This is a genomic window from Halomonas kalidii (assembly GCF_030010475.1).
Lineage (GTDB): Bacteria > Pseudomonadota > Gammaproteobacteria > Pseudomonadales > Halomonadaceae > Halomonas > Halomonas heilongjiangensis.
Genome location: NZ_JASCQN010000025.1, coordinates 151,521 through 177,268, shown reverse-complemented (window position 1 = coordinate 177,268; position 25,748 = coordinate 151,521). Strand labels below are relative to the sequence as shown.

General features: G+C 65.1%; 21 protein-coding genes. 9 read left to right on the top strand and 12 right to left on the bottom strand.

The window, feature by feature from the left end; translation table 11 throughout:
- Positions 1-15: 15 nt before the first annotated feature.
- From QLQ85_RS05480 to QLQ85_RS05465, 4 genes are all read right to left on the bottom strand, one after another.
- Positions 16-729 (bottom strand): GntR family transcriptional regulator, encoded by a 714-nt coding sequence (locus tag QLQ85_RS05480; RefSeq protein WP_282738063.1) that lies wholly within the window; start codon positions 727-729, stop codon positions 16-18.
- A gap of 34 nt (positions 730-763) precedes the next feature.
- A complete protein-coding gene (locus tag QLQ85_RS05475; protein WP_282738062.1) occupies positions 764-1,630 on the bottom strand; it encodes an ABC transporter permease in 867 nt (288 codons plus the stop codon).
- Positions 1,631-1,673: 43 nt separating this feature from the next.
- Positions 1,674-2,621 carry an ABC transporter permease gene (locus QLQ85_RS05470; RefSeq protein WP_282738061.1) on the bottom strand — a complete coding sequence of 316 codons (948 nt, stop codon included), beginning with the start codon at positions 2,619-2,621 and terminating at the stop codon, positions 1,674-1,676.
- A gap of 108 nt (positions 2,622-2,729) precedes the next feature.
- Positions 2,730-4,268, bottom strand: a complete 1,539-nt coding sequence (locus tag QLQ85_RS05465) for an ABC transporter substrate-binding protein (RefSeq protein WP_282738060.1) — start codon at positions 4,266-4,268, stop codon at positions 2,730-2,732.
- Positions 4,269-4,480: 212 nt separating this feature from the next.
- On the opposite strand from QLQ85_RS05465, the gene QLQ85_RS05460 reads away from it, so the two are divergent.
- The 6 genes from QLQ85_RS05460 (at position 4,481) to QLQ85_RS05435 (ending at position 13,161) form a co-directional block, all read left to right on the top strand.
- Complete coding sequence (locus QLQ85_RS05460) at positions 4,481-5,872, top strand: aminotransferase class III-fold pyridoxal phosphate-dependent enzyme (RefSeq protein ID WP_282738059.1); 1,392 nt, start codon at positions 4,481-4,483, stop codon at positions 5,870-5,872.
- 93 nt (positions 5,873-5,965) lie between these two features.
- A complete protein-coding gene (locus QLQ85_RS05455) occupies positions 5,966-8,530 on the top strand; it encodes a heavy metal translocating P-type ATPase (protein ID WP_282738058.1) in 2,565 nt (854 codons plus the stop codon).
- Between the two features lie 66 nt (positions 8,531-8,596).
- Positions 8,597-9,691: an NADH:ubiquinone reductase (Na(+)-transporting) subunit F gene (locus QLQ85_RS05450; protein WP_282738057.1), complete on the top strand. Its 1,095-nt coding sequence runs from the start codon at positions 8,597-8,599 to the stop codon at positions 9,689-9,691.
- Positions 9,692-9,835: 144 nt separating this feature from the next.
- Positions 9,836-10,768 carry a 2-hydroxyacid dehydrogenase gene (locus tag QLQ85_RS05445; protein WP_282738056.1) on the top strand — a complete coding sequence of 311 codons (933 nt, stop codon included), beginning with the start codon at positions 9,836-9,838 and terminating at the stop codon, positions 10,766-10,768.
- Between the two features lie 38 nt (positions 10,769-10,806).
- A complete protein-coding gene (locus tag QLQ85_RS05440) occupies positions 10,807-12,258 on the top strand; it encodes an NAD-dependent succinate-semialdehyde dehydrogenase (RefSeq protein WP_282738055.1) in 1,452 nt (483 codons plus the stop codon).
- A gap of 231 nt (positions 12,259-12,489) precedes the next feature.
- Positions 12,490-13,161: a haloacid dehalogenase type II gene (locus tag QLQ85_RS05435; RefSeq protein WP_282738054.1), complete on the top strand. Its 672-nt coding sequence runs from the start codon at positions 12,490-12,492 to the stop codon at positions 13,159-13,161.
- 95 nt (positions 13,162-13,256) lie between these two features.
- Here the strand turns inward: QLQ85_RS05435 and cbbX are convergent, their stop codons facing one another.
- The 3 genes from cbbX to QLQ85_RS05420 are packed head-to-tail and all read right to left on the bottom strand — an operon-like array spanning position 13,257 to position 16,159.
- Positions 13,257-14,174 carry a CbbX protein gene (gene cbbX / locus QLQ85_RS05430; RefSeq protein WP_282738053.1) on the bottom strand — a complete coding sequence of 306 codons (918 nt, stop codon included), beginning with the start codon at positions 14,172-14,174 and terminating at the stop codon, positions 13,257-13,259.
- A gap of 59 nt (positions 14,175-14,233) precedes the next feature.
- The gene (locus tag QLQ85_RS05425) at positions 14,234-14,650 is read right to left on the bottom strand and encodes a ribulose bisphosphate carboxylase small subunit (RefSeq protein WP_282738052.1); all 417 of its coding nucleotides are present in this window, start codon (positions 14,648-14,650) and stop codon (positions 14,234-14,236) included.
- Positions 14,651-14,707: 57 nt separating this feature from the next.
- Entirely contained in the window at positions 14,708-16,159 is a 1,452-nt protein-coding gene (locus QLQ85_RS05420) for a form I ribulose bisphosphate carboxylase large subunit (RefSeq protein WP_282738051.1), read from the bottom strand.
- A gap of 199 nt (positions 16,160-16,358) precedes the next feature.
- On the opposite strand from QLQ85_RS05420, the gene QLQ85_RS05415 reads away from it, so the two are divergent.
- Complete coding sequence (locus QLQ85_RS05415) at positions 16,359-17,270, top strand: LysR family transcriptional regulator (protein ID WP_282738050.1); 912 nt, start codon at positions 16,359-16,361, stop codon at positions 17,268-17,270.
- 97 nt (positions 17,271-17,367) lie between these two features.
- Here QLQ85_RS05415 and QLQ85_RS05410 read toward each other — a convergent pair whose 3' ends face one another.
- The 4 genes from QLQ85_RS05410 to glpX form a co-directional block, all read right to left on the bottom strand.
- Positions 17,368-18,279 carry a phosphoribulokinase gene (locus QLQ85_RS05410; RefSeq protein ID WP_282738049.1) on the bottom strand — a complete coding sequence of 304 codons (912 nt, stop codon included), beginning with the start codon at positions 18,277-18,279 and terminating at the stop codon, positions 17,368-17,370.
- A gap of 71 nt (positions 18,280-18,350) precedes the next feature.
- Complete coding sequence (locus QLQ85_RS05405) at positions 18,351-19,388, bottom strand: class I fructose-bisphosphate aldolase (RefSeq protein ID WP_282738048.1); 1,038 nt, start codon at positions 19,386-19,388, stop codon at positions 18,351-18,353.
- Positions 19,389-19,465: 77 nt separating this feature from the next.
- Entirely contained in the window at positions 19,466-21,529 is a 2,064-nt protein-coding gene (gene tkt, locus QLQ85_RS05400) for a transketolase (protein WP_407650349.1), read from the bottom strand.
- 5 nt (positions 21,530-21,534) lie between these two features.
- A complete protein-coding gene (gene glpX, locus QLQ85_RS05395; protein WP_282738046.1) occupies positions 21,535-22,521 on the bottom strand; it encodes a class II fructose-bisphosphatase in 987 nt (328 codons plus the stop codon).
- A gap of 296 nt (positions 22,522-22,817) precedes the next feature.
- Between glpX and QLQ85_RS05390 the strand changes: the two genes are divergently transcribed.
- Positions 22,818-23,675 (top strand): dienelactone hydrolase family protein, encoded by an 858-nt coding sequence (locus QLQ85_RS05390; RefSeq protein ID WP_282738045.1) that lies wholly within the window; start codon positions 22,818-22,820, stop codon positions 23,673-23,675.
- A gap of 196 nt (positions 23,676-23,871) precedes the next feature.
- On the opposite strand, the gene QLQ85_RS05385 is transcribed toward QLQ85_RS05390, so the two are convergent.
- A complete protein-coding gene (locus tag QLQ85_RS05385) occupies positions 23,872-24,300 on the bottom strand; it encodes a hypothetical protein (RefSeq protein ID WP_282738044.1) in 429 nt (142 codons plus the stop codon).
- 479 nt (positions 24,301-24,779) lie between these two features.
- Between QLQ85_RS05385 and QLQ85_RS05380 the strand changes: the two genes are divergently transcribed.
- Positions 24,780-25,730 (top strand): PDR/VanB family oxidoreductase, encoded by a 951-nt coding sequence (locus QLQ85_RS05380; protein WP_282738043.1) that lies wholly within the window; start codon positions 24,780-24,782, stop codon positions 25,728-25,730.
- Positions 25,731-25,748 lie beyond the last annotated feature (18 nt).

Below are 25,748 nucleotides of genomic sequence, written 5' to 3'. Positions count from 1 at the left end.
ACTCGGCTCCTGCCCCTACCTGTCTGTGACGGCCGTTTGCGCGGACGCTTGTCTCGCCTTTTCCCAGGCTTTGCAGATGGTTTCGACCGGCTCCTGAAGATGCTCGGCCATGGCTTTTTCGAGTTGCTCAGCGTCACCGCTCGCTATCAGGTTCGTCAAGAGCTCATGCTCTTCGATCAACCGCCCACGTCCGCGATATACTCCGATCAAGTGATTGATGCAGAGCCCCATTTCCGCCATCAGCGTGGCATACAGGCGGGACAGCCGCTGACTGCCGGCGGCATTCACCAGCTCGGAGTGGAAACGGATATCCAAGGCAGCGACTTCGGTCCACTCCTCCTGCTCGACGGCTTGTCTCATGGACTCCACGATCGCCATGAGCCGGCCGGAAAGCTCCTCTCCGCGACCGGAATGGACGATACGCCGCAATGCCGCGCGCTCCACCGCATCACGGGTGAAATAGATGTCCTCGAGATCGTCTTCCGTGAGTTCCAGTACGAAAACCCCCCGGTGCGGCACACTGACCAGTAAGCCCTCCTGGAGAAGGCGTTGGATGGCCTCCCTGACCGGCCCGCGACTGACGCCACAGCTTTCGGCGACCAGCTTTTCGTTCAACTGCATGCCCGGCGGATAGACGCCGGACAGGATGGCATCGCGAATCTGTTCGGTGACCATGCTCGACATGGTCAAGCGAACGACGGGTTTTGGTCCCACATGCAGCTTCATCATGGCGCACTCCTCCTTATCATCAGTGAAATATCAATCACTTGTCATCATGGCGCCACTTCATTTTTGCATCCATATGCGCCTCCAGGCCTTGCCCGATCAGGGTGACACTCAGCGCGGTAATGAAGATCGCCAGACCGGGAATCAACACCAGGGCGGGGGCACGATCCAGGTAGGGCAGCGCCTCCGCAAGCATCGCGGCCCAATCCGTGTCGGGCGGCTGCACCCCGAGCCCCAGGAAGGAGAGGCTTCCCACCGTGATCAACTTGTGTCCGAAGCGCAGGAACGCAATCGTGGCGAGCGGCCTCAGGACATTGGGAATCACGTGGTACACAATAATGAAGGTTCGAGAACAGCCGAGTATCTCCGCTGCCCGGATATAATCCTTGGAGTTGATCTCCAGGGCCAACCCGCGCGTCATGCGGGCAAACGGCGTCCAGCCGGTCAGGGTAAGCGCCAGGATCAGCGTGCCATAGCCCGGCCCCAGGATGGCGACCAGGAACAGTGCCACCAGCACATCCGGAAACGAGATCATCAGATCCACGAGGCGCATCAGGAATTCGTCCACGGCACCACCGACCCGGGCACTGATCACGCCCAGCAAGGTTCCAACGACGGCCGAGATCACCAGGGTGATGGCCGTAATGGAGACCGAGAACTGACCGCCGTAGAGCAGACGGCTGAAGACGTCCCGGCCCAGGTGGTCGAGCCCCAGCCAGTGTTCTGCACTGGGGCCCGAGAAGCGACCCGAGAGTGTCATGCTCGAAGGGTCGTGCGGAGCCAGCCAGGGCGTGAGAAGCAACAGGGCGATCACCGTGGCAAACACGATGCTGGCCAGCAACAGCGTACGGTTGTACCGGGAGAGGTGGACGAGGAAGGACCACGCCATGTGGACGTTGCCCATTCTGGACCTCAGGCCCTGCACACTGTCCGGGGACATTGGGGTATCAAGCTGCGGCATTGTCGAACCTCACTACCGGGTTGAGAACGGTGTAGGCCAGGTCCGTGAGCGTATTGATCAGCACGGCAAAGGTGACGATAGCGACCAGACCTGCCTGAAGGACCGGGAGGTCGCCATTGACGATCGCCGAATAGACCAACCGCCCCATGCCAGGCACCGCGAAGATGACCTCGATGACGACCGCACCGCCCAGCAGCCCGGCCATCCACATGGAGAACAGCGTGATCACGGGCAGCAGGGCATTGCGCAGGCCATGGGCGATCAGCGTGCGCCGGACGCTCAGGCCGCGGCTGTGCGCCGCCACGATATGAGGTGAATTGAGCACGTCGGTCATCGACGCCCGCATGACCTGGGTGAAATAGCCCATGGGACGCAGCGACAGGGCCAGGGCCGGCAGGATCACCGACTCAGGCCCCCGCCAGCCTGCCGACGGCAACCATCCCAGATAGAGGGCGAAGACCAGGATGCTCATGGGGGCGAGCCAGTACTCGGGTACCGCCACAAACGCCTGGCTAAGCGATTTGACCGTAGTGTCGAAAGAGCCGCCTTGCCGCAGGGCAGCGATGCTGCCGACAGGAACGGCCACGGCAAAGGCGAAGCCCAGCGCCGCCAGCGTCAGCACGATGGACACCTTGAGAGCCGACCAGACCTGCTCGATGACCGGCTCACGACTCATGTACGAGTTGCCAAAATCGCCGGTGACGGCTTTCCCCAGCCAGTCCAGGTACTGCACCAGCAGCGGCTTGTGCATTCCCAATTCGATGCGCAGCGCCTCGATGGCGGACGCATCCAGATCCAGGCGACCGAAGCGCGCCCTGGCCAGTGCCCGTACCGGATCCGTGTCTCCTATGTAGGGAATCAGGAAGACCAGAAACGATACGACCAGCAGCGCCAGTGCAAGCACCGCGAGTCGGCGCAATATGAAAATAGGCATTCTGTCAGCCCTCCCAATGATCGAATGAACCCCGCACTTCAGCGCGGCACAGTGGTTCGGGAAACGCCGACATGCCGTGCTCGCCAGCGTTTCCCTCCAGGAGTGTCACTACTGGGAGTTGAGCTTCAGGTCCTTGTGCAAGGCGGTGCGCTCGTAGGCATGCACCTGGTAGTTCTCCACGTTCTTGGCGACCGCCTCGCTGATGGTCTCGTGGATCAGGAACACATTCACCGCCTCCTCTTGCAGGCGTGCCGCGAGATCCCGGTAGATGACGTTACGCTCCTCGGGATTCACCATGGCGCTCGCTCGTTCCAACTGGGCATCCACTTCGGGATCGCAGAACCCGGCCAGGTTGTAACCACCGTCACAACTGTAGTCCGCGACCAGCATGCCGACCGGATCCCCCACATCGGTCAGGTAACCTCGCGACATCAAAACCATGTCGAAATCACCCGCAAGCAGCTGTGGTTCGATCGCGCCATATTCCGAGACCCGGATGTCTACGTTCATCCCCAGCTGCTGAAGCTGGAACTGTATGACGGCGGCGAGGTCGGCCAGTACCGGTCGCTCCACATAGGCCAGAAGCTCGAACTGCAGCTCGCTTGCCGGCACACCCGACTCCGCCAGCAGCTGACGAGCCCGCTCGAGGTCCTGAGGCATGGGGGCGGCATTCTCCGGCGCCCAGGGCGTGCTCGGGGAGAACTGCCCCGCTGCCGGGTTGACCGAGCCTTCATAGACCGCCTCGGCGATACCTGTCAGGTCGATGGCGCTCTGAATCGCCTGACGAACCTTCATGTTGTCCAGTGGTGCGACACGATTGTTGAGATAGAGCGAGGTGGTCCGCGGCGCCTCGATGGTCTTCACCTCCACCGTCTCCGAACGCTCCAATTGTGCCAACGCCGATGACGGCATCTGGCGAGCGATATGAATCTCGCCGGTTTCCACCATCACGGAACGCACCTTCCCGTCGGGGATGTAGCGCACCTCCGCTTCGGCCAGTTGCACCTCGCCGCCCCAATAGTCGTCGTTGCGCTTGAGTTCCAGGCCCTGGCGGGGAATCTCGCGAACGATCTCGAACGGCCCGGTGCAGTGCCCTACCGGGTTGATGCGATCGTCGTCGAACGCCGCTGGTGCGAGGATACCGGTTTCAGTGCTGGCCAGACGGTTGGGCACGAAGACGTCCGGCGCGTTGGTGGTAATACGCACGGCACGCTCACCGGCCGGTTCCACGGAGTCGATCACACCGGGATTGAAGCTTCGCGGCGGAGACGATGCGTTCAACACTCGGTTGAGCGAATCGCTGACCACTTGCGGCGTCAAGGCGGTGCCATCTTGAAATGCCACTCCCTCACGCAACTGGAACTCCCACTCTGTCGGCGACACCTGTTCCCAGGACTCGGCCAGCGCCGGCTGTATCGAGGCGTCGTAGTCCATGTACGTGAGCGATTCCAGGCAGCCGGCCCGCGACAGCACGTAGGAATCGATGGTCTCCAGCGCCCATCCCGACGCCGGGGTGAAGAGCTCGCCGAAGACAACCTTCCCGTCGGAGGCTGCCAAGGCGGAAGCGGCCATCGGACCGATCATGGCAGCGACCACCGCCCCTTTGAGAAAGGGGGGAGCCACCTTCAAACAGTTTCGAATGCTCATTATTGCTTAGCCCTCATGCTTGTTGTTGTTGCCATGTAGCGCGTCGCCACGGACTCACCAGCGGGCGTCCCGCCCATCACTCTCCTGATTCTTGCACCATCATAGTGTAAAAGATATATTGACTAAGGTATGTTGTAAACAATATTTTGTAAACCATCGATGATGGTGTCAAAGCACAGCCTGGGCACAGGCAGTCACGGGGAAAGCACAGCATGGAAAACGACTATCTAGAGGGGCTGGATCGCGCGCACCTGGTGCATCCGGTGGTCTCCTGGAGCGAGCACGAGCGGCGGGGAGCAATGATCCTCGAATCCGGCAATGGCGCCTATCTACGCGACAGCGAGGGGCGTGAGTACCTCGACGGCTTCGCCGGCCTGTGGTGCGTCAACATCGGCTACGGCCACGACAGCGTGGTCGAGGCGGCGGCCCGGCAGATGCGCCAACTGCCCTATGCCACCGGCTATTTCCACTATGCCAGCGAACCAGCCATCCGTTTCGCCGAGGCCATCGCGCGGCGCACCCCGGGTGATCTCGACCATGTCTACTTCACCCTCGGCGGCTCGGACGCCGTCGACAGTGCCGTGCGCTTCATCCGTTACTACCACAACGTCACCGGCGCACCGCAGCGCAAGCACTTCATCGCCCTGGAACGCGGCTACCATGGATCGACCAGCATCGGCTCGGGGCTGACCGCCCTGCCGGTGTTCCATGACGACTTCGACGGACCCTCACCGTTCCAGCACCATATCCCCTCTCCCTATCCTTACCGCCACCCCGCCGGGCCATCCGAGGAAGCCATCATCGCGGAGTCCGTGAAGACACTGCGGGCCACCATCGAGCGACTGGGCGCGGAAAACGTGGCGGCCTTCTTCTGTGAGCCCATCCAGGGCTCGGGCGGCATCATCGTTCCGCCCCGAGGCTGGCTGAAGGCCATGCACCAGGTCTGCCGTGAATACGGCGTCCTGCTGGTGGTGGACGAGGTGATCACCGGCTTCGGCCGCACCGGCCCGCTCTTCGCCCTGGAAGACGAAGGCGTGGTCCCCGACCTCATGACCATGGCCAAGGGCCTGACGTCCGGCTATGCCCCACTGGGCGCAGTGGTACTCAGCGAGGGCATCTACCGGGGTATTGCCGACAACGCCCCCGCGGGCAAGCCGGTCGGGCACGGCTTCACCTACTCCGGCCACCCGGTGAGCTGCGCGGTGGGCCTGGAGGTACTGCGGCTCTACGAAGAAGGCGGCCTGCTGGCCAACGGACAGCGGGTGGGCAAGTACTTCCAGCAACGCCTGCGCGAACTGGAAGACCACCCGCTGGTGGGTGAATCCCGCGGACGGGGCCTGCTGGGTGCCCTGGAGCTGGTCACCGACAAGGCGCGCAAGACCAAACCCCATCCCTCGCTGCGCCTGGCCGACCGGCTGCTCACCCTGGCCCGGGAACGGGGACTGATCTTCCGCGCCTTCGCCGACGACATCCTGGGCTTCGCGCCACCGTTGTGCTGCTCCCCCGAGGATATCGATCGGCTCATCGAGCGTCTGTCCTCGACCCTCGACGCCGCCCTGGACGAGCCGGACATCCACGCCGCCCTCCGTCGCCCCCCCCTATAAAAAACCGGCCCCCGCCCCTTGACCTTCCCATCTTGGGAAGGTCTAGGTTCCTAAACACACTGACCACTGCGGCACACCAGAGGAACTTGGACCATGCCAACCAATAACATCACCAAGATAGGATCGACCAAGGGGGAGACCCCTGACACGGGCGCTTCATACTCCCTGGGGATCGAGGGCATGAGCTGCGCCTCCTGCGTGGGTCGAGTCGAGAAGGCGATCCGCGGCGTGCCGGGGGTCATCGATGCCTCCGTCAACCTGGCCACCCAACGCGCCCAGGTGGCGTTCGCCGCCGACAAGGCGGACATCGCCGGTGTCGTGCAGGCGGTGGACAGCGCCGGCTATCCCGCCGTCACCGACACCCTCGAGCTGACGGTCAAGGGCATGAGCTGCGCCTCCTGCGTCGGCCGCGTGGAACGCAAGCTCGCCGGCGTACCCGGCGTGCTCGACGCCAGCGTCAACCTGGCCACGTCAACGGCGACCCTGAAAGTGATCGCCGAGGCCGTGACCCCGCAGGCCCTGATCGAGGCGGTGCAGGCCGCGGGCTACGACGCCGAAGCCGCCAGCGACGCACCGGACCGCAGTGACCGTGAGCGCGAGGCCCGCGAGCGAGAAATCTCCGAGCTGAAGCGCGCGGTCACCATCGCCGGGGTGTTCACGCTGCCCCTCTTCGTGCTGGAGATGGGCTCGCACTTCATTCCGGGACTCCATCACTGGCTGCAGATGAGCATGGGACAACAGAACCTGTTCTATCTGTTCTTCGTTCTGGCCTCGATCGTGCAGTTCGGCCCCGGCCTGCGCTTCTACCAGAAGGGCTGGCCGGCGTTGATGCGCGGCGGCCCGGACATGAACTCCCTGGTGATGCTGGGCACCTCCGCCGCCTGGGGCTATTCGGTGGTCGCCACCTTCCTGCCCCAGGTACTGCCGGCCGGCACGGTGAACGTCTATTTCGAGGCCTCGGCGGTAATCATCCTGCTGATTCTCGTCGGCCGCTATTTCGAGGCCATCGCCAAGGGCCGCACCAGCGAGGCCATCAAGGCGCTGATGAAGCTCCAGGCCAAGACCGCCCGCGTGGTCCGCGACGGCCAGGAAATGGAGATCGGTATCGACGAGGTACGCCAGGGCGATGTCGTGCTGGTGCGGCCCGGCGAGAAGGTCCCGGTGGACGGCCAGGTCATCGACGGCAGTTCCTTCGTCGACGAGTCGATGATCACCGGCGAACCCGTGCCGGTGCGCAAGGAGGCCGGTGTGGACGTGGTCGGCGGCACCATCAACAAGGTGGGCAGCTTCACCTTCGAGGCCACCAAGGTCGGCGCCGACACCCTGCTCGCGCAGATCGTGCGCATGGTCGAGCAGGCCCAGGGCTCGAAGCTGCCCATCCAGGCCATGGTGGACAAGGTCACCAACTATTTCGTGCCGGCGGTGATCGCCGCGGCCCTGGTCACCGTGGGCATCTGGCTGATCTTCGGCCCCGCCCCGGCGCTGACCTTCGCCCTGGTCAACGGCGTGGCCGTGCTGATCATCGCCTGTCCGTGTGCCATGGGCCTGGCCACCCCCACCTCCATCATGGTGGGCACCGGCAAGGCAGCGAAGATGGGCGTGCTGTTCCGCAAGGGCGAAGCCCTGCAGTCGCTGCGCGACGCCAAGGTGATCGCCCTGGACAAGACCGGGACCCTGACCCGGGGCCGGCCCGAACTCACCGACCTGGTGGTGGCCAATGACGTCGACGAGGCCGACACCCTGCGCCTGGTGGCTTCCGTCGAGCGCCAGTCGGAACACCCCATCGCCGAGGCGATCGTCAACGCCGCCAAGGCCCGCGGGCTGGAACCCGCCACCACCCAGGACTTCGAGGCGATCCCCGGCTTCGGTGTCGCGGCACAGGTCGATGGCCATCGGGTGGACGTCGGTGCCGACCGCTACATGCGCAAGCTGGGCCTGGACGTGGAGGTCTTCGCCAAGACCGCGCACCGCCTCGCCGACGAGGGCAAGAGCCCGCTGTATGCCGCCATCGACGGCCGCCTGGCCGCCATCATCGCCGTCGCCGACCCGATCAAGGAGTCCACGCCGGCCGCCATCCGCGCGCTGCACGCCGAGGGCCTGCAGGTCGCGATGATCACCGGCGACAACCGGCGCACCGCCGAGGCCATCGCCCGCCGCCTCGGCATCGACAAGGTGGTGGCCGAGGTGCTGCCCGACGGCAAGGTGGATGCGGTGAAGAGCCTGCAGGCCGAAGGCGGCCTGGTGGCCTTCGTGGGTGACGGCATCAACGATGCGCCGGCGCTGGCCCAGGCCGACGTGGGCATCGCCATCGGCACCGGTACCGACATCGCCATCGAGTCCGCCGAGGTGGTGCTGATGTCCGGCGACCTGCGCAACGTGCCCAATGCCATCGCGCTGTCCCGGGCCACCATCCGCAACATCAAGCAGAACCTGTTCTGGGCCTTCGCCTACAACACCGTGCTGATCCCGGTGGCCGCCGGCGCGCTGTTTCCCGCCTTCGGGATCCTGCTCTCGCCGATCTTCGCCGCCGTGGCCATGGCCGCTTCGAGCATCTGCGTGCTCACCAACGCGCTGCGCCTCAAGGGCTTCCGGCCGCCGATCGTGATCGAAGCGGATGAGGCCGCCCCGGTTGGCCACCCGGTCACGCAAGCCGCTTGACTGCCTGACTGACGACGCGCCTCCCCCAAGCGGGAGGCGCCTAAACAACGCTCGGAGAACAAGAACATGAGTCACGACGTTCAGATCACGACGGCCGGCAAGGCCATCACCGTGGAGGACGGCGACACCATCCTCGATGCCGCCCTGGCGGCGGGCATCGCCTACCCCCACAGCTGCCAGGCCGGCCGTTGCGGCGCCTGCAAGTCGCGGCTGGTGGATGGCGAGGTCGAGATGCTCCCCCATACGCGCTTCTCGCTCAGCGAGGAGGAGCGTGACGCCGGCCTGGTGCTCGCCTGTCGCGCCATGCCACGCAGCGACTGCACTCTCGCCTGGTTCGGCGACGACGAGGAACTCGCCGCCCACCCGCTGCAGAAACTGGACTGTGTGGTGGCGGAACTCGACGACGTCACCCACGACATCAAGCGGGTCCGTCTGCAGGTGGAAAGTGGCGGCCCCTTTACCTTCACCGCCGGCCAGTATGCCCAGGTGACCTTCCCCGGCTGCCCGCCGCGGGAGTACTCCATGGCCAACCGGCCGGATGAGCCCATCATCGAGTTCCACGTGCGGCATGTGCCGGGAGGTACCACCAGTGCCCATGTGGCCCGGGAACTGGCGGTGGGGGATAGCGTTCAGGTGGAAGGCCCGTACGGCACCTCGCATCTGCGCGAACGCCACAGCGGCCCCATCGTGGTGGTGGCGGGCGGCTCGGGCCTGGCGCCGGTGAAGTCGATTCTCGAGACGGCACTGGCCGCCGGCATGCGTCAGCCGATTCACTTCTACTTCGGGGCCCGGGATGAGCGCGACGTCTACCTGGAACCCCACTTCGAGGAACTGGCCAGACGCCACGGCAACCTGCGGACCGACATCGTGCTCTCGGCGCCCAGCGGCGCCACCGGGCGCAGCACCGGCCTGGTGACCGAGGTGCTGGCGATGCGCTGGGAGAGGGTGACCGGCTGCCGGGCCTACCTGGCCGGCCCGCCGCCCATGGTGGAAGCGGCCACCGAGTTGCTGCTGGCCCGCGGCGTGCCGGCGGACAACATCCACGCCGACGCTTTCTACACCTCGGCCGACCGCGAGCCCGCAGCGTCGGCCCCGGAAGAGCAGGCCCCCCAGGGTGACACCGAGAAAGCCTGCTCGTGCTGCCATACGGCGTCCTCGTAATACCACCGACACAGCATCAGCACCGGGTAAGCCATGGGGCGTTGCCCCATGGCCTGCCCCCGTAGCGTCAGACAACGTGGGTAACCCCTGCCTCCATGAGTAAGCGCCGTGCGAAGCGGCAGGAGCACAAGGAGTAGAAAAGGTATGACGACGAGTTTCGTCTACAAGGCAGACCCGGAGCGCGGCCGTGAGTGGCAAAGGCTGTTCGCCGAGAAGGCCCCTCATCTGGATTTTCGCCTCTGGCCCGATGTCGGCGATCCCGGGGCGGTACGCTATCTCGCCATGTGGGAGCCGCCCGACAATCTCGCCGAACGCTTCCCCAATCTCGAGCTGGCATTCTCCATCGGCGCCGGCGTCGATCAGTTCGATCTGAACGCCATTCCCGATCACGTGCCGCTGCTGCGCATGCAGGAGCCGGGCATCGCCGCCACGATGCAGGAGTATGTCGCCATGGCGGTATTGGCCCTGCACCGCAACCTGATCGATTACATCGGCCAGCAGCGTGAGGCGGCCTGGCAGGCCTTGCGGGTGCGTCCCGCCTCGCAGTGCCGGGTGGGCATCCTCGGCCTGGGCCAGTTGGGCACCGCCGTGGCGCAGCGCTTGACCACCTTGGGCTTTGCCTGCCGCGGCTGGAGCCGCACCCGCCGCCATTTGGAGGGCGTGGCGTGTTTCGCCGGTAACGACGAATTGTCGGAGTTCCTCGCCGGTAGCGAGATCCTGATCTGCCTGCTGCCGCTGACCGATCGCACCCGCGGCATCCTCGATGCCGAGCTGTTCGCGCGCCTGCCGCGTGGCGCCTCGCTGGTCAATGTCGGCCGTGGCCCGCATCTGGTCGCCGCGGATCTGCTGGCGGCGCTGGACAGTGGGCAGTTGTCGGCGGCGGTGCTGGACGTGTTCGATCCCGAGCCGCCGCCCGCCGACCACCCACTCTGGCATCACCCGCGGGTCCTGATGACGCCTCATGTGGCCAGCATGACCCAGCCGGCAGGTGCCGTCGAAACGGTACTGGACAATATCGCCCGCCATGGTGAGGGCCGCGAGATGGTCGGGGTCGTCGACCGTCAGCGTGGCTATTGAGCCCCCACGACTCACCAACGAGAAAAACAGGAATCGACATGAAACAAGCGACAACCCTGCTGCGTGAGCAGTGCTATATCGATGGTGCCTGGGTATCGGCCGCCGATGGCCGGACCCTGACGGTCCATAACCCGTCGTCCGGTGAGGCGATCGGCAGCGTGCCCAGTCTCTCCGCCGAGGAAGTCCGCGGCGCCATCCGCGCCGCCGAAGCGGCCGGCGCCGGCTGGGCCGCCATGACCGCCAAGGCGCGCGCCGTCATCCTGCGGCGCTGGTTCGAGCTGTGCATGGAGCAGCAGGAGGCACTGGCGCAACTGCTGACCCTGGAGCAGGGCAAGCCCCTGGCCGAGGCACGCGGCGAGATCGCCTACGGTTCCGCCTTCATCGAGTGGTTCGCCGAGGAGGCCAAGCGGGTCTACGGCGACATCATCCCCAGCACGAGCGACGGCCGGCGCACCCTGGTGCTCAAGCAGCCGATCGGCGTCGTGGCGGCGATCACGCCGTGGAACTTCCCCAACGCCATGATCACCCGCAAGGCCGCCGCCGCCCTGGCAGCGGGCTGCAGCATCGTGATCAAGCCGGCCAGCGCCACGCCGTTCTCGGCCCTGGCGCTGGCCGAACTGGCCGAGCAGGCCGGCGTGCCCAAGGGCGTGCTCAACATCGTCACCGGCAAGGCCTCGGTGGTCGGCAACGAGCTGACCGACAACCCCGCGGTACGCAAGCTCACCTTCACCGGCTCCACCGAGGTCGGCAAGCAGTTGATGCAGCGCTGCGCCGATACCGTGAAGAAGGTGTCCATGGAGCTGGGCGGCAATGCGCCCTTCATCATCTTCGACGACGCCGACCTGGACGCGGCGGTGGCCGGGGTGATGGCCTCCAAGTTCCGCAATACCGGCCAGACCTGCGTGTGCGCCAACCGGGTATTGGTACAGAACGGTGTCTACGATGCCTTTGCCGACAAGCTCAAGGCCGCCGTCGAGGCGCTGTCGGTGGGCGATGGTTTCGAGGAAGGGGTGACGCTGGGGCCGCTGATCGACGAACGCGCCGTGGCCAAGGTGCAGGAGCATATCGAGGATGCCGTGACGGGTGGTGCCCACCTGCTGACGGGCGGCGTGTCCCATGCCCGCGGCGGCAACTTCCTGCAACCGGCGATCCTCACCGATGTCTCCCGCGACGCGCTGCTGATGCGCGAGGAGACCTTCGGCCCGGTGGCGCCCCTGATCCGCTTCGATAGCGAGGAAGACGCGATAGCGCTGGCCAACGACACCCCCTTCGGCCTGGCCAGCTACTTCTACACCCGTGATCTCGCCCGCTCCTGGCGTGTGGCGGAGGCCCTGGAATTCGGCATCGTCGGCTTGAACGAAGGCATCATCTCCAGTGAGGTGGCGCCCTTCGGCGGGGTCAAGGAGTCGGGCATAGGCCGCGAGGGGTCGAAGTACGGCATCGACGACTACATCGAGATCAAGTACCTGTGCGTCGGCGGTATTCGCTGAATGAGAGGCGCCTCCCCAGTCGGGGGGGTGTCAAGGAATGGCCTCGATGGCGGAATTTTCCGGCTATCACAGCGTGCCATGAATTGTGCCAGCGAGGCCCATAAAAACGGCGTTTTGTGCTTCACCGACCACCGATTAGACATCATCTGCCACCCCCTGGATGGTCTAATCGATTCATGCGAGGTGCAAAGGCCACCCCGCTGTTAAACCACCCTGCACAAGGATAACGACATGAGCATATTCCGCCCCAAATTCATCACCTTCGACTGCTACGGCACCCTGACCAACTTCCAGATGGGCAAGTTGACGCGTGAGTTCTTTGCGGACCAGATTCCCGAGCCCGAACGCATGGATCGTTTCGTCGACGATTTCAGCGCCTATCGTTATGACGCGGTGCTGGGTGAATGGAGGCCCTATGTCGAGGTCCTCAAGTCCGCTCTCGAGCGCACCTGCGCACGCTGGGGCATCAAGTACGACGATGCCGTTGGGCAGAAGTACTACGATGCCGTACCGAGCTGGGGGCCACACCCGGACGTGATCGAAGGTCTGTCGAAGATCGCCGGCAAGATCCCGCTGGTCATCTACTCCAATGCCAGCAACGACCAGATCGACTCCAACGTCGCCAAGCTCGAGGTGCCGTTCCACGAGGTCTTCACCGCCGACACCTTCAAGGTCTACAAGCCGCGCTTCGCCGCCTTCGAGGCGATGATCGACACGCTCGGCTGCGCGCCGGAAGAGCTGCTTCACGTCTCCTCCAGCTTCCGCTACGACCTGATCCCTGCGCAGCTGATGGGTATCAAGAACAAGGCGTTCGTCAACCGCAATCATGAGCCTTACTGCCAGGGCTACGGCGCCACCGAGATTCGCGACGTTCGCGAGCTGCCGGCACTCGTCGGTCTTTGATAATGGCGATGCCGCCCGACGAAAATGGAGGGAGCGATGAGGTGACCGGCGTCGGGTAGTCTGTGCATGGGGGATCTCGACGAGGCCGGGACGGTTCAGGATCCGTCCTGGCCGGCGGGTTTGGCGTCCGCACCGGATGCCTTGCCGAAGACGCTGCTCGCCAGTACCTCCCGGGCATCGATGGCGGCCAGCTCCTCGGCACCCAGTGACCCGCCCTGCTCCACCAGTCGCATCGCCTGGCGCAGCCGGAAGCGATCCAGGGCGTTGCGCACCGAGCGGGCGTTGGAGAAGTGCGGCTGCTGCATCCGCCGCTCGAGATAGTCCGCGAACGCCTGCCGGCCGGCCTCGGTAAAGTGGTAGCCCTGCTCCTCCAGCAGCAGGTCGCCGACCGTCAACAGTTCCTCCGCGCTGTAGTCCGGAAACTCGATGTGATGGGCGATGCGGGAATGCAGCCCGGGGTTGGACTGGAAGAAGCGGTCCATGCGGTCCTGGTAGCCGGCGACGATGACCACCAGGTCGTCGCGATCGTTCTCCATCGCCTGGAGCAGGATCTCGATGGACTCCTGGCCATAGTCGCGCTCGTTCTCCGGGCGATACAGGTAATAGGCCTCGTCGATGAACAGCACGCCGCCCATGGCGCGCTTGATCACCTCCTTGGTCTTGGGCGCGGTATGGCCGATGTACTGGCCGACCAGGTCGTCGCGGGTCACCGCGATCACATGGCTCGAGCGCACGTAACCCAGTTCGTGCAGGATCTCCGCCATGCGCAGCGCCATGGTGGTCTTGCCCGTGCCCGGATTGCCGGTGAAGGACATGTGAAGGGTCGGCGGCTCGGTGGTCAGGCCGAGCTCGCGACGGGCCCGATCCACCATCAGCAGGGCGGCGATCTGGCCGATCCGGGCCTTGACCGGGGCGAGCCCGACCAGGTCCCGCTTCACCCGCTCCAGGACCCGCTGCACACCCTCGCCCTCGAGCGTGATGCGACGTTCGACATGGGACTGTGCCGTGTTCATGGGCTTCCCCCCGGCGTTCGGCGGCCCCGGGCAGGCGTCGTCCCCGGGGCCCTGTTCGATCAATAGCGCTGGCCCTCGGGCCGCTCGACGGCGTAGGACCTGACGGTGTAGCGCAGCGACCGGCCCGGCCCCTCCTGGCGCTCGACCCGGAAGCCCGGCTCGTGGTCGGGCCGATTGACGATGAAGGACATCCGCGGCGTCTCCCAGCCCTCGCTGGAATCGAACGCCATCACCCGGATGTAGTGGTTGGGAAAGGCCAGGCGACACGCCGTGATCTCCTCCATCACGCCGGCCGGGTCGCGCAGGTCGAACATCGGATGCCCATGCATCTCCCAGTAGGTGTTGCGGGGATGGGGGTCGTCCGTGTACTCCACGCTGACCGCCCACTCGTGGTCCAGGGCCCACTTGACCTGGCGCTTGATCTGCTCGTCGGTCAAGGCGGGCAGGAAGGAAAACTGGCCTTGGGTAATGTGCATGATCGATCCTCCACCGATTTCAGTAACGGGACACCGCGCCCGGGCCGTAGCCTTTCCTCAAGCCGAGACCGTCTCCTGCACGACGAAGTCCGGGGTGTCCGTTGACGCGTAGTCGAAGGTGATGTCCTTCCAGACCTCCAGGGCCTGGCGCAACGGCGTGCACCACCGGGCTGCCTGGTCGAGGATCGCCGGGCCTTCGTGCCAGATGTCGCGTCCCTCGTTGCGTGCCAGCACCATGGCTTCCAGGGCGACGCGGTTGGCCTGGGCGCCGGCGGCGATGCCCCGGGGATGGCCGATGGTGCCGCCGCCGAACTGCAGCACGGTGTCGTCGCCCAGATAGGTCAGCAGCTGGTGCATCTGGCCGGCGTGAATGCCGCCGGAGGCCACCGGCATGACCTTGTTCAGGGAGGCCCAGTCCTGATCGAAGAACAGGCCGGTCTCCAGGTTCCTCGGCGTCCGGGTCTCCCGGCAGGTGTCGTAGATGCCCTTGATCATGTGGGGGTCGCCTTCCAGCTTGCCCACCACGGTGCCGGCGTGGATATGGTCGACCCCCGCCATGCGCATCCACTTGGCGATCACGCGGAAGGCCACGCCATGGCTCTTCTGCCGGGTATAGGTGCCGTGGCCCGCCCGGTGCAGGTGCAGGATCATGTCGTTGCGGCGGCACCAGTTGGCCATGGACTGGATGGCCGTGTAGCCGACGACCAGGTCGATCATGACGATCACCGACCCCAGTTCCTTGGCGAAGTCGGCGCGCTCGTACATCTGCTCCATGGTACCGGCGGTGACGTTCAGGTAATGCCCCTTCACCTCGCCGGTGGCCGCCGAGGCGCGATTCACCGCCTCCATGCAGTAGAGGAAGCGATCGCGCCAGTGCATGAAGCTCTGGGAGTTGATGTTCTCGTCGTCCTTGACGAAGTCCAGGCCGCCGCGCAGCGCCTCGTAGACCACGCGGCCGTAGTTGCGGCCGGACAGGCCGAGCTTGGGCTTGGTGGTGGCGCCGAGCAGCGGGCGGCCGAACTTGTCCAGCCGCTCCCGCTCCACCACGATGCCGGTGGGCGGGCCGGAGAAGGTCTTCAGATAGGCGACGGGAAAGCGCATGTCCTCGAGACGCAGCGCCTTGACCGCCTTGAAGCCGAAGACATTGCCGATGATCGAGGCCGTGAGATTGGCGATGGAACCCGGCTCGAACAGCTCCAGATCATAGGCGATGAAGGCGAAGAACTGCTCCGGGTTGCCGGGCACCGGATCGACCTGGAAGGCCTTGGCGCGATAGAGCTCGCAGTTGGTCAGGCGGTCCGTCCACACCACCGTCCAGGTGGCGGTGGACGATTCGCCGGCCACGGCGGCGGCGGCCTCCTCCGGGTCGACTCCCGCCTGGGGCGTGATCCGGAAGACGGCCACCACATCCGTGTCCTTGACGTCGTAGTCGGGCTCCCAGTACCCCATCTGCTTGTAGGGAATGACGCCGGGCGTATATCTCGCTTTCGGGTTCAGTTGCCGTGCCATGTGCTTTCCCCCTCATCTCCGTCGCGCCTGTCGGCGCCGTGCAAGGCCGCTATCGGCCCCCTGCAGATCAGTGTAAGAAGGGTCATGAATAATGAAAATTAAATGATATTTATAATGTCCATATATTTATGCTTATACTTTCAGCATCGTGCCGACCACCCGCCACGATGACGTCCCTGGGCCACCACGGAGCCGCATCATGCACGTCACGTTCCGACAACTCGCCATCTTCAATGCCGTGGCGGAAAAGCTCAGCTTCACCGAGGCCGCCAATGCCCTGCACCTGACCCAGCCGGCCGTCTCGGTGCAGATCAAGCGCCTGGAGGATTCGGTGGGCCTGCCGCTGTTCGAGCAACTGGGCAAGAAAATCTTTCTCACCGGTGCCGGCGAGGAACTGCTGCACTACAGCCGCAATATCTTCCACGAGCTGGACGAGGCCGGGGAGATGTTCGCCCAGATGCAGGATATCTCCCGGGGGACCCTCAATGTGTCGGTGGCCACCACCGCCAGCAGCTTCGCCACCCGCATGATCTCGGCGTTCCTGAAGCAGTACCCGGCGGCCACCGTCAGGCTGGACGTCACCAACCGCGGCACGCTGATCCGGCAGCTGGAAAACAACGAGAAGGATATCGTCATCATGGGCAAGCCCCCCGAAGCCATGGACCTGGTCGGGGAGGCATTCATGGACAACCCGCTGGTGGTCATCGCCCCACCTGACCATCCCCTGGCCGGACAGGCGGACATCGGCATCCAGACCCTGCAGCGCGAGCCCTTCGTGGTCAGGGAACCGGCGTCCGGCACCCGGGCCGCCCTGGAAAAGCTGTTCTCGCGGTGTCAGATCTCGCCGGCCATCCAGGTGGAGATCGCCGACAACGAGGCGATCAAGGAAGCCGTGGCGGCCGGACTCGGCCTGAGCGTGGTCTCTCGCCATACGCTGGAGCTGGACCTGCAGGCCGGGCGCCTGGTGATCCTGGACGTGGAGCATTTCCCCATCGCGCGGCACTGGTACCTGGCCTACCGGCGCGGCAAGCGACTCTCCCCCATCGCCCTGGCATTCAAGGCGCTGGTGTTCGAGCAGGCCCCGAAGATGGCCGAGGCCCTGTCACCCTGACCGGACGAGCGAACGCCACCGGGCGCCGTGGCGGGCAGGCATCCCACCCAGCGGCGGGCAAGACCGCAACACTGGACGGGAGATCACGGCAGGGGCATCAATCGCTCAACACCTCCTCCTGCAGCTCGACGCGACGGAATTCCCGCGCCCGCAGTACCAGCCTCTCGATCAGCGGCTGCAGGATGATCTCCAGGGCCAGCCCCATCTTGCTGCCGGGTATCACGATGCTGTTGCGGCGCGACATGAAGGAGCCGGGAATCATCGCCAGCAGGTACGGGAAATCCACATGGAACTTCTTCGGGTTGCGGAAGCGCACGACCACGAGACTCTCGTCCAGGGTCGGAATCTCCCGGGCGATGAACGGATTGGACGTGTCCACGGTCGGCACCCGCTGGAAGTTGATATCCGTGTAGGTGAATTGAGGGGCGATGTAATTGATGTAGTCCGGCAGGCGACGCAGGATCGTTTCCGTCACGTTCTCCCGCTCCTGGCCCCGCTCCGAGGTATCGCGGTGGATCTTCTGGATCCACTCGAGGTTGATGATCGGTGTCACCCCCACCAGCAGGTCCACGTGCTGGCCCACGTTCACGGTATCGGTCTTCACGGCACCGTGCAGTCCCTCGTAGAAGAGCAGGTCCGTGCCCGGCTCGAAGGCCTCCCACTCCGTGAAGGTGCCCGGCGGGCTGCCATAGAGCAGCGACTCTTCCTGGTTATGGATGTAATGGCGGTAGCGCCCGGTGCCCCGCTCGCCATATTCGCGAAACAGGTGCTCCAGCTCCTCGAAGAGATTGGCCTCGGTACCGAAGTGGCTCAGGTTCCTGCCCTGCGCCTGACTCTCGGCCACCAGTTGCTTCATCTCGGCACGGTTGTAGCGATGAAAGCTGTCGCCCTCGACGAACGCCGCCCTGAACTGGTCGCGCCGCAGGATACGCTGGAGTATCGACTTCACCGTCGTCGTACCCGCCCCGGACGACCCGGTGACGGCCACGATGGGATACATGGCAGACATGGTCCGACCTCCCTTCCAAAGCTTGGCCTGCCAACACGCATGGCCAAGCGAGCTGGTGTCAAATGGCCGCGTTATGCCGCCTCGGTTTCCAGGGCTTCGCGGTACTCGCCGCGGGCGGCCAGGGCATTCATGCGTGCCCGAAACGCGAACGCCTGCTGCGCCTCGGCGACGCACCGCCGGTCGGCGCCCCAGATCGCCAGCGCCGGCTGCTGCAGGGCGCGCGCATAGGAGAAGGTCATCGGCCAGGGGACGCGGCCGACGGCCAGTCGCTGCATCGCATCGAGGTGCCGCGTGGATTCCACACTCCCCTGGCCGCCGGAAAGGAACACCACGCCCCCCAGGTCGCCAGGCACGCAGCGCAGCAGGGTCGCCACGGTGCGTTCGGCGACCTCCTGCACGCCGGCTCGCCGCGTCGCCCGCAACCCGGAGATGACCATGGAGGTCTTGAGGATCGCGCCCTCCGGCAACACCCGATGGACCTGCAACTCCCGGAACACGATGCGCAGGTTGTGCTCGGTCACCGTCTCGCAGCGGTCGATGTCGTGATCCCCATCGATCAGCACCTCCGGCTCGATGATCGGCACGATGCCGGCTTCCTGGCAGAGCGCCGCGTAACGCGCCACGGCATGGGCGTTCGCTTCACAGCAGAGCTGGCTCGGCAGGCCGGCGCCGATACGGATCACCGCCCGCCACTTGGCGAAACGGGCGCCCAGGGCGTGGTACTCGGCGAGCCGTTCGCGCAGGCCGTCGAGCCCTTCGGTGACCTTCTCGCCGGGCGCATTGGCGAGCTCCTTGGCGCCGGTATCGACCTTGATGCCGGGCACCTGGCCACGGGCCTGCAGCAGGGTCGGGAAGGGAACCCTGTCAGCGGTGGCCTGGCGTAGCGTCTCGTCATAGAGGATGGCGCCGCTGATATGGTGCTCGGCGCCCGGCGCCGTCATCAGCAGTTCCCGATACTGCCGCCGCGTCTCCGGGGTGGATGGCACCCCCACCGCCTCGAAGCGGGCGGTACAGGTCGCATTGCTCTCGTCCAGTGCCAGTATGCCTTTCCCGGGCGCCATCAGGGCCTGGACCGTTTCCGTGAGTGCCTTGGCGTGCTGGTGTGTCATGGCCGTCTTCCTCCTCGGCTGTCGCTCAGAGATCCGTTGCCGGAACGACCCGCGGAGTCGCCACGGATCGCTCCGGTTCAGGCCAGGCTTTCGTAGACGTCGACGACGTGATCGACGGTAAAGCCGTGATCGTGCAGTAGCGCCGCGCCCGGGGCGGAGGCCCCGAACTCGCCTATGCCGATGGCGCGCCCTGCCGCCCCGAGGTAGCGCTCCCAGCCCAGGGGCGCGGCGGCCTCGACCACCAGACGGTGCGTCACCGCCGCCGGCAGCACCGCGTCGCGGTAGTCGGGCGCCTGGGCGTCGAAGAGCTCCCACGAGGGCATCGAGACGACCCGCACCCGATGCCCAGCCGCCGCCAGGCGCGCCCGGGCCTCCAGGCAGAGCCCCACCTCGGACCCGCTCGCGATCAGGATGCCGTCGGGCGCCCCACCCGGTTCGCCCTCCCCGGCCTCGGCGAGCACATAGCCGCCCCGGGCGGCACCGTCGATGGTCTCGCGGGAGTGCGTCAGCGCGGCGGTTTTCTGGCGGGTCAGCACCAGCGCCACGGGACCGGCGCGGCTCTCCAGGGCCAGCCGCCAGCCCACCGCCGTCTCCACGGCATCCGCCGGCCGGTAGACGGTGAAATTGGGGATCGCGCGCAGGCTCGCCAGCTGCTCGATGGGCTGGTGGGTGGGGCCGTCCTCGCCCAGGGCGATGCTGTCATGGCTGAGCACATAGGTGACCGGACGGCCCATCAAGGCGGACATGCGCATGCCGTTGCGCATGTAGTCCGAGAAGATCAGGAAGGTGCCGCCGAACGGGCGATAGCCGCCATGCAGGCTCAGCCCGTTCATCACGCCGGCCATGCCGAATTCGCGCACCCCATAGTGCAGGTAGCGGCCTCGCCCGCCGCCGCGCATCGGCTCGGCCCCGAGGACGCACATGCCCGGCCAGTCGGTATTGTTCGAGCCGGTGAGGTCGGCGGAACCGCCGAAGAGCTCCGGCAACCAGGCGGACACCGCCGCCAGGATGCGGCCCGAATGCTTGCGGGTGGCATCCGCCCTCGCCTCCTCGGCCAGCGCCTCGATCAGCGCCCGGATGCCCTCATTGAAGGCTTCGGGCAGGTGCCCATCGAGACGGCGCTGCAACTCTCGTGCAGCCTCGGGGAAGGCACGCCGGTACGCCTCGATGCCCCGCTGCCATTCGCCCTCTGCCTGCTCGCCCTTGCGGCGGCCATCCCAGGCCGCACGCACTTCCTCGGGAACCTCGAAGGGCGGATGCGGCCAGCCCAACGCCCGGCGCGTGGCGGCCGCGTCCTCCTCGCCCAGCGGCGCGCCGTGCGCCTCGGCGGTATTTCCCTTGCCCGGCGAGCCGTAGCCGATCACGGTCCGGCAACAGATCAGCGATGGCCGCGTGGTTTCTGCGATGGCCTCGTCAATGGCCCCGCCGATGGCGACCGGGTCGTGGCCGTCCACGCCGGCCACCACGTGCCAGCCGTAGGCCGCGAAGCGCGCAGGCGTGTCATCGCGGAACCAGCCGGACACCTCGCCGTCGATGGAAATGCCGTTGTCGTCGTAGAGGACGGTCAACTTGCCGAGCCCCAGCACGCCGGCGAGCGAGCAGGCCTCATGGGAGATCCCCTCCATCAGGCAGCCATCACCGGCGAACACGTAGGTGCGATGGTCGACGACCGCGTGGCCAGGCCGGTTGAACTCGGCGGCGAGCTCCCGCTCCGCCAGGGCCATGCCCACGGCGTTGGCCAGCCCCTGGCCGAGCGGGCCGGCGGTGGTCTCCACCCCTGGCGTGAGGCCGTGCTCCGGGTGCCCCGGTGTCTTCGAGCCGAGCTGCCGAAAGCGCTCGATATCCACCAAGGGCAGGTCGTAGCCACTCAGATGGAGCAGGCCATAGAGCAGCATGGAGCCGTGACCGTTGGAGACGACGAAGCGATCCCGGTCCGGCCAGTGCGGGTTGCCGGGGTTGTGCTTGAGAAATCCGGTCCACAACACCTCGGCGATATCGGCCATGCCCATGGGCATCCCGGGATGGCCGGAATTTGCCGCCTCCACGGCATCGATGGCCAGGAAACGCAGCGCATTGGCCCGCTGCCGGCGCAATTCGCCGTCCCGCTCCACGAGACGGCCGGGCTGTCGGTCCTGGAGCATCTCGTTCATGTGCCCTCCCCCATGAGCCGTTGATGCTGGATCCTGCTGAGCCGGCCTCGGCCCTGGATGACCAGGGTCTCGGTCCAGGCCCGTCCATCCAGGCACCGCACACCGGCCAGCATCTCGTCGCCGGTGATGCCGGTACAGGCGAAGACCAGGTCATCGCTCGCCACCAGGTCGTTGACGCTCAGGATCTGCCCCGCCAGCATCCCGTCATCCCTGAGCCGGGCGGCTTCCGTCTCGCTCTGGGGGGCGAGCGCCCCCCACATGCCGGCGCCGAGGGCGCGCGCGGCGCAGGCGGCGATCACCCCTTCCGGCGTGCCGCCGACCCCCATCAGGGCGTCGACCCCTTCACCGATCATCGCCCTCAGCCCCCCGAGCACGTCACCGTCCCGTGCCATGCGCACGCTGGCGCCGGTGGCCTTGATCTCGTGCACCAGTTGCTCGTGACGCGGGCGCTCGAGGACGAAGATGCGTAGCTCGGCGATGGGTTTGTCCAGGGCACGGGCCAGCTCCCGGAGTCGCACGGCGACGGGCGCGCTCGGGTCCACCGCATCGCGGGCCGCGGAAGGGACGATGAACTTGTCCATGTAGAAGGCCGGGCCCGGGCAGAACAGGGTCCCGGCGGGCGCTGCCGCCAGCACGGCCACGGCCCCCGCCATGCCCTTGGCCAGGTAGTTGGTGCCGTCCACGGGATCGACGGCGATATCCACCGCCACCCCGCCCCGGCCCAACGCCTCGCCGTTGTAGAGCATGGGGGCGTCGTCCTTCTCCCCCTCGCCGATCACCACCGTGGCGCTGCACGGCAGGGAGGCGAAGGCGTGGCGCATGGCCGCGACGGCGGCACCGTCGCCCCGCTCCTTCTCCCCCCGGCCGATCCATGCGTAGGCCGCCACGGCCGCCGCCTCGGTGACCTCGGCGAACCCCTGGCTCAGCCGGGCCAGTGAACTCCCGCTCGACGTCGGGGCAATACTCTTCTTGGCCAATGGCATGTCACCACTCCCCCACTGATTGCACGTTGGGTAAGGGTGGTTGCACATCGTCCATTTCGTAAAATAAATTATGTTTCTTATATCCATTAACTTTTAGTTATTCTGAATCCCCACTCGACGGAGGTCGGCTGGGATGAGCAGACCGCAGTATGGAGGCACACATCCCTCCCTGGCCGGCTTGTTCCTCCCTGAACGGTTCCCTCCATCCGGGACGGCAGTTACCCTGAGCAAGGCTGGCGAGCGAAAACGGTTTTGGCCTAGGGCCTGATAAGGAAAATCAACAAGGAGAACCCGACATGCGTACTCGACTCATGCTGCTGTTGCTGGTACCGGGGTTGATGGCTGGCTCGGTAACCGCCCTGGCGCAGACGCAGCCATCACAGGCCGAATCCGCAACTCCGATCGATATCGCCCAGGGGCCACGCGTCGAAGGCGAGCTCTTCGAGTATTCGACCGGTGGGAAAACCTACCAGGGCTACCTGGCGCATAATGTCAATGATGGCACCGCACGCCCCGCGGTATTGGTGGTGCACGAGTGGTGGGGACTCAACGACTATGCCCGGGCACGTGCCGATCAGCTGGCGGCACTCGGCTTCGTGGCGCTGGCCGTGGACATGTACGGCGACGGCCAGGCGACGACACATCCCGACCAGGCCGGCGCCTTAGCCGGGGACGTGATGCAGGACTGGCCGGCCACACGCGCCAGGCTCGAAGCGGCAATGACACGGCTTCGCGAGCACCCGGCGGTGGCGGACTCCGGCATGGCGGCGATCGGTTATTGCCTCGGTGGCAGCGTGGTCATGAACATGGCGCTATCCGGCATGCCGATCGAGGCCGCGATCAGCTTCCATGGCGATCCATCCGCGATGGTCAGCACACCGCAGGCCTTCGCTGGCCTGGTGCAGATCCACAATGGCGCAGAGGACCCTTTGGTCGAAAGCGCCGATCTGGATGCGATGGCGACGGCCCTCGAAGCCCAGGGGGCCAGCGTCGAGGTGGTGAATTACCCCAACGCACTGCACGGCTTTACCAATCCACATGCCGATGCGGTAGCCGAAGAGTACGGTCTGCCACTGGGTTATGACGCCGCCGCCGATGCGGCTTCCTGGCAAGCTGCACTGCTGGCGCTGGACCGATCCCTCAATGGCGATTGATCCGATTGGCGGGATGATCGGTGAAAGCAACCCACCACCCGGCGCCATTCGCACCCTGGCGCCAGTGGCCTTAGTCTCGCGAACCAGGGACTCGTGGCGCGGGCACTCGAGGTGATCTTCTCCCTGAAGTGCCTCCTCCAGCACTTTGCTTTACTGTGCAACTCGGGGCAACACGAAAGCCCGAGACTCACACAGGCTATGATCTTCTTTCAAATTTTTCCGCACTGGGACAAAAAGCTCGGGATTCCTCGACCGAGGCCCCCGAGCGCACGGACTTCCAGCAGACACCCACTACCGGGCAGTTATTGCAAGCCTCCGCCAAGGCTTCAAGCTGCGACGACTCTGTGGATGAAAAGTCACTCTTTGACACTCCAAACCGGCTCATCATGACTGGCATCAACGTTTCGCCAGGGCTCAGGCCCCAAAGGCCACCATTACTCAGCTGCCTCGCCACTTCTCGCTCAAAACCGGCTTCAAGCTTGAAATCAGCATCCTGAATCATCTTCCTATAGGTTTCGGGCGATCCATCCTGCACATCAAAAACCAATTTCGGGAGAGAAATCTTATAGAAAAAATCCGAAATCCTGTGCATGCCAGTCACCAAACAATCAATACGAATATTCATGGTTCCTCATCCTTCAAGAAAGTAAAACAACACCAAGATCACGCGCAGAAAAAATACTTCTATATCTAATAATCATAGGGCGACTGGTGATATTTTCTTTGACACAGGTCATTTCCTCACAAGGAAAACCCGGCGATTTCAACCACCGTGGCCTTTCCCTGCATGGAGCCCACGCTCATTCTGGGCTTCGCTCCCTTGAAGTACATTGTTGACCATACTGGTCCGATGGCACATGGCCTACCAAACCTGAGCGATCCACGCCCCCCTCTTTCCAGGGCCATGCCGGACCGGAGGGGTCACTTTCCACCGCCAGGGCAGCAGCGGGTCGCACCACAGTAGGCAACACCCATACCATGCGACCAAAGTCGTAACTCCATGCCTTGCATTGTCGCCGAAAAAATACTTAGATATAGAAGTATTTTCAGCCACACGACAAGAAAGGTGGGTATCCTATGGCTAGCCCCTCCGACGAACTCCCCATGAACGAACTGATCGTCACCGCCCTGGGCGCGATCGCCGATGGCATCTACCGCTTGGAGCTCGCCCATCCCGATGGCGACGACCTTCCCGAGTTCACACCCGGCGCTCATGTGCGCCTCGAGGCTCCCAACGGCCAGGTGCGACACTACTCGCTGTGCAATGATCCCGACGAGCAGGATCGGTACGTCATCGCGGTCAAGCGCGAGGAGGAAGGCACCGGCGGATCGAGGAGCCTGGTCGACGAAACCCGAGTGGGCGATCGCCTCAAGGTATCGGCACCGCACAACGACTTCGAGTTGACAGGCAACCCCGCTCGCTACATCTTCATCGCCGGCGGCATCGGCATCACCCCGATTCTCTCGATGATTCATCACCTGCGGGCTACGGGGGGCAAACCCTTCAAGCTCTATTACCTGACGCGCGAACCGTCGCAAACCGCCTTTCTCGAGGAACTCAGCGCTCCCGAGTACCGAGGCAAGGTGGTGATCCATCACGACCATGGCGACCCCGACAACTCCTATGATCTGTGGCCGGTCCTCGAGCAGCCCAAGGGGGCCCATATCTACTGCTGCGGTCCCCGGGGGCTGATGGAAGCGGTTCGCGACATGACCGGTCATTGGACACCCTCCAGCGTGCATTTCGAGGACTTCGGCTCGGGACAGTCCGCCAGCGCGGCAGAGGACACGCCCTTCACCGTACGCCTCCACACGACCGGCGAGGCGATTCCGGTACCGGCAGGCGTCTCGATCCTCGAGGCCTTGCGAGTGAACGGTCACCATGTGCCCTACTCCTGCGAAAGCGGCACCTGTGGCTCCTGTCGGACACGGCTACTGGAGGGAAAGGCCGAGCACCGTGACCTGGTACTGTCGGAGGCCGAACGACAGGACCACATCATGGTCTGCGTCTCGCGCGCGTTCTCGAAGGAACTGGTGATCGATCTGCCCGAATGATCCATTGCTTCACCACGG

Coding starts and splice junctions, on each gene's coding strand:
- QLQ85_RS05480 (WP_282738063.1), bottom strand. CDS start 729: ATGATGAAGCTGCATGTGGGACCAAAACCCGTCGTTCGCTTGACCATG.
- QLQ85_RS05475 (WP_282738062.1), bottom strand. CDS start 1,630: ATGGGCAACGTCCACATGGCGTGGTCCTTCCTCGTCCACCTCTCCCGG.
- QLQ85_RS05470 (WP_282738061.1), bottom strand. CDS start 2,621: ATGCCTATTTTCATATTGCGCCGACTCGCGGTGCTTGCACTGGCGCTG.
- QLQ85_RS05465 (WP_282738060.1), bottom strand. CDS start 4,268: ATGAGCATTCGAAACTGTTTGAAGGTGGCTCCCCCCTTTCTCAAAGGG.
- QLQ85_RS05460 (WP_282738059.1), top strand. CDS start 4,481: ATGGAAAACGACTATCTAGAGGGGCTGGATCGCGCGCACCTGGTGCAT.
- QLQ85_RS05455 (WP_282738058.1), top strand. CDS start 5,966: ATGCCAACCAATAACATCACCAAGATAGGATCGACCAAGGGGGAGACC.
- QLQ85_RS05450 (WP_282738057.1), top strand. CDS start 8,597: ATGAGTCACGACGTTCAGATCACGACGGCCGGCAAGGCCATCACCGTG.
- QLQ85_RS05445 (WP_282738056.1), top strand. CDS start 9,836: ATGACGACGAGTTTCGTCTACAAGGCAGACCCGGAGCGCGGCCGTGAG.
- QLQ85_RS05440 (WP_282738055.1), top strand. CDS start 10,807: ATGAAACAAGCGACAACCCTGCTGCGTGAGCAGTGCTATATCGATGGT.
- QLQ85_RS05435 (WP_282738054.1), top strand. CDS start 12,490: ATGAGCATATTCCGCCCCAAATTCATCACCTTCGACTGCTACGGCACC.
- cbbX (WP_282738053.1), bottom strand. CDS start 14,174: ATGAACACGGCACAGTCCCATGTCGAACGTCGCATCACGCTCGAGGGC.
- QLQ85_RS05425 (WP_282738052.1), bottom strand. CDS start 14,650: ATGCACATTACCCAAGGCCAGTTTTCCTTCCTGCCCGCCTTGACCGAC.
- QLQ85_RS05420 (WP_282738051.1), bottom strand. CDS start 16,159: ATGGCACGGCAACTGAACCCGAAAGCGAGATATACGCCCGGCGTCATT.
- QLQ85_RS05415 (WP_282738050.1), top strand. CDS start 16,359: ATGCACGTCACGTTCCGACAACTCGCCATCTTCAATGCCGTGGCGGAA.
- QLQ85_RS05410 (WP_282738049.1), bottom strand. CDS start 18,279: ATGTCTGCCATGTATCCCATCGTGGCCGTCACCGGGTCGTCCGGGGCG.
- QLQ85_RS05405 (WP_282738048.1), bottom strand. CDS start 19,388: ATGACACACCAGCACGCCAAGGCACTCACGGAAACGGTCCAGGCCCTG.
- tkt (WP_407650349.1), bottom strand. CDS start 21,529: ATGCTCCAGGACCGACAGCCCGGCCGTCTCGTGGAGCGGGACGGCGAA.
- glpX (WP_282738046.1), bottom strand. CDS start 22,521: ATGCCATTGGCCAAGAAGAGTATTGCCCCGACGTCGAGCGGGAGTTCA.
- QLQ85_RS05390 (WP_282738045.1), top strand. CDS start 22,818: ATGCGTACTCGACTCATGCTGCTGTTGCTGGTACCGGGGTTGATGGCT.
- QLQ85_RS05385 (WP_282738044.1), bottom strand. CDS start 24,300: ATGAATATTCGTATTGATTGTTTGGTGACTGGCATGCACAGGATTTCG.
- QLQ85_RS05380 (WP_282738043.1), top strand. CDS start 24,780: ATGAACGAACTGATCGTCACCGCCCTGGGCGCGATCGCCGATGGCATC.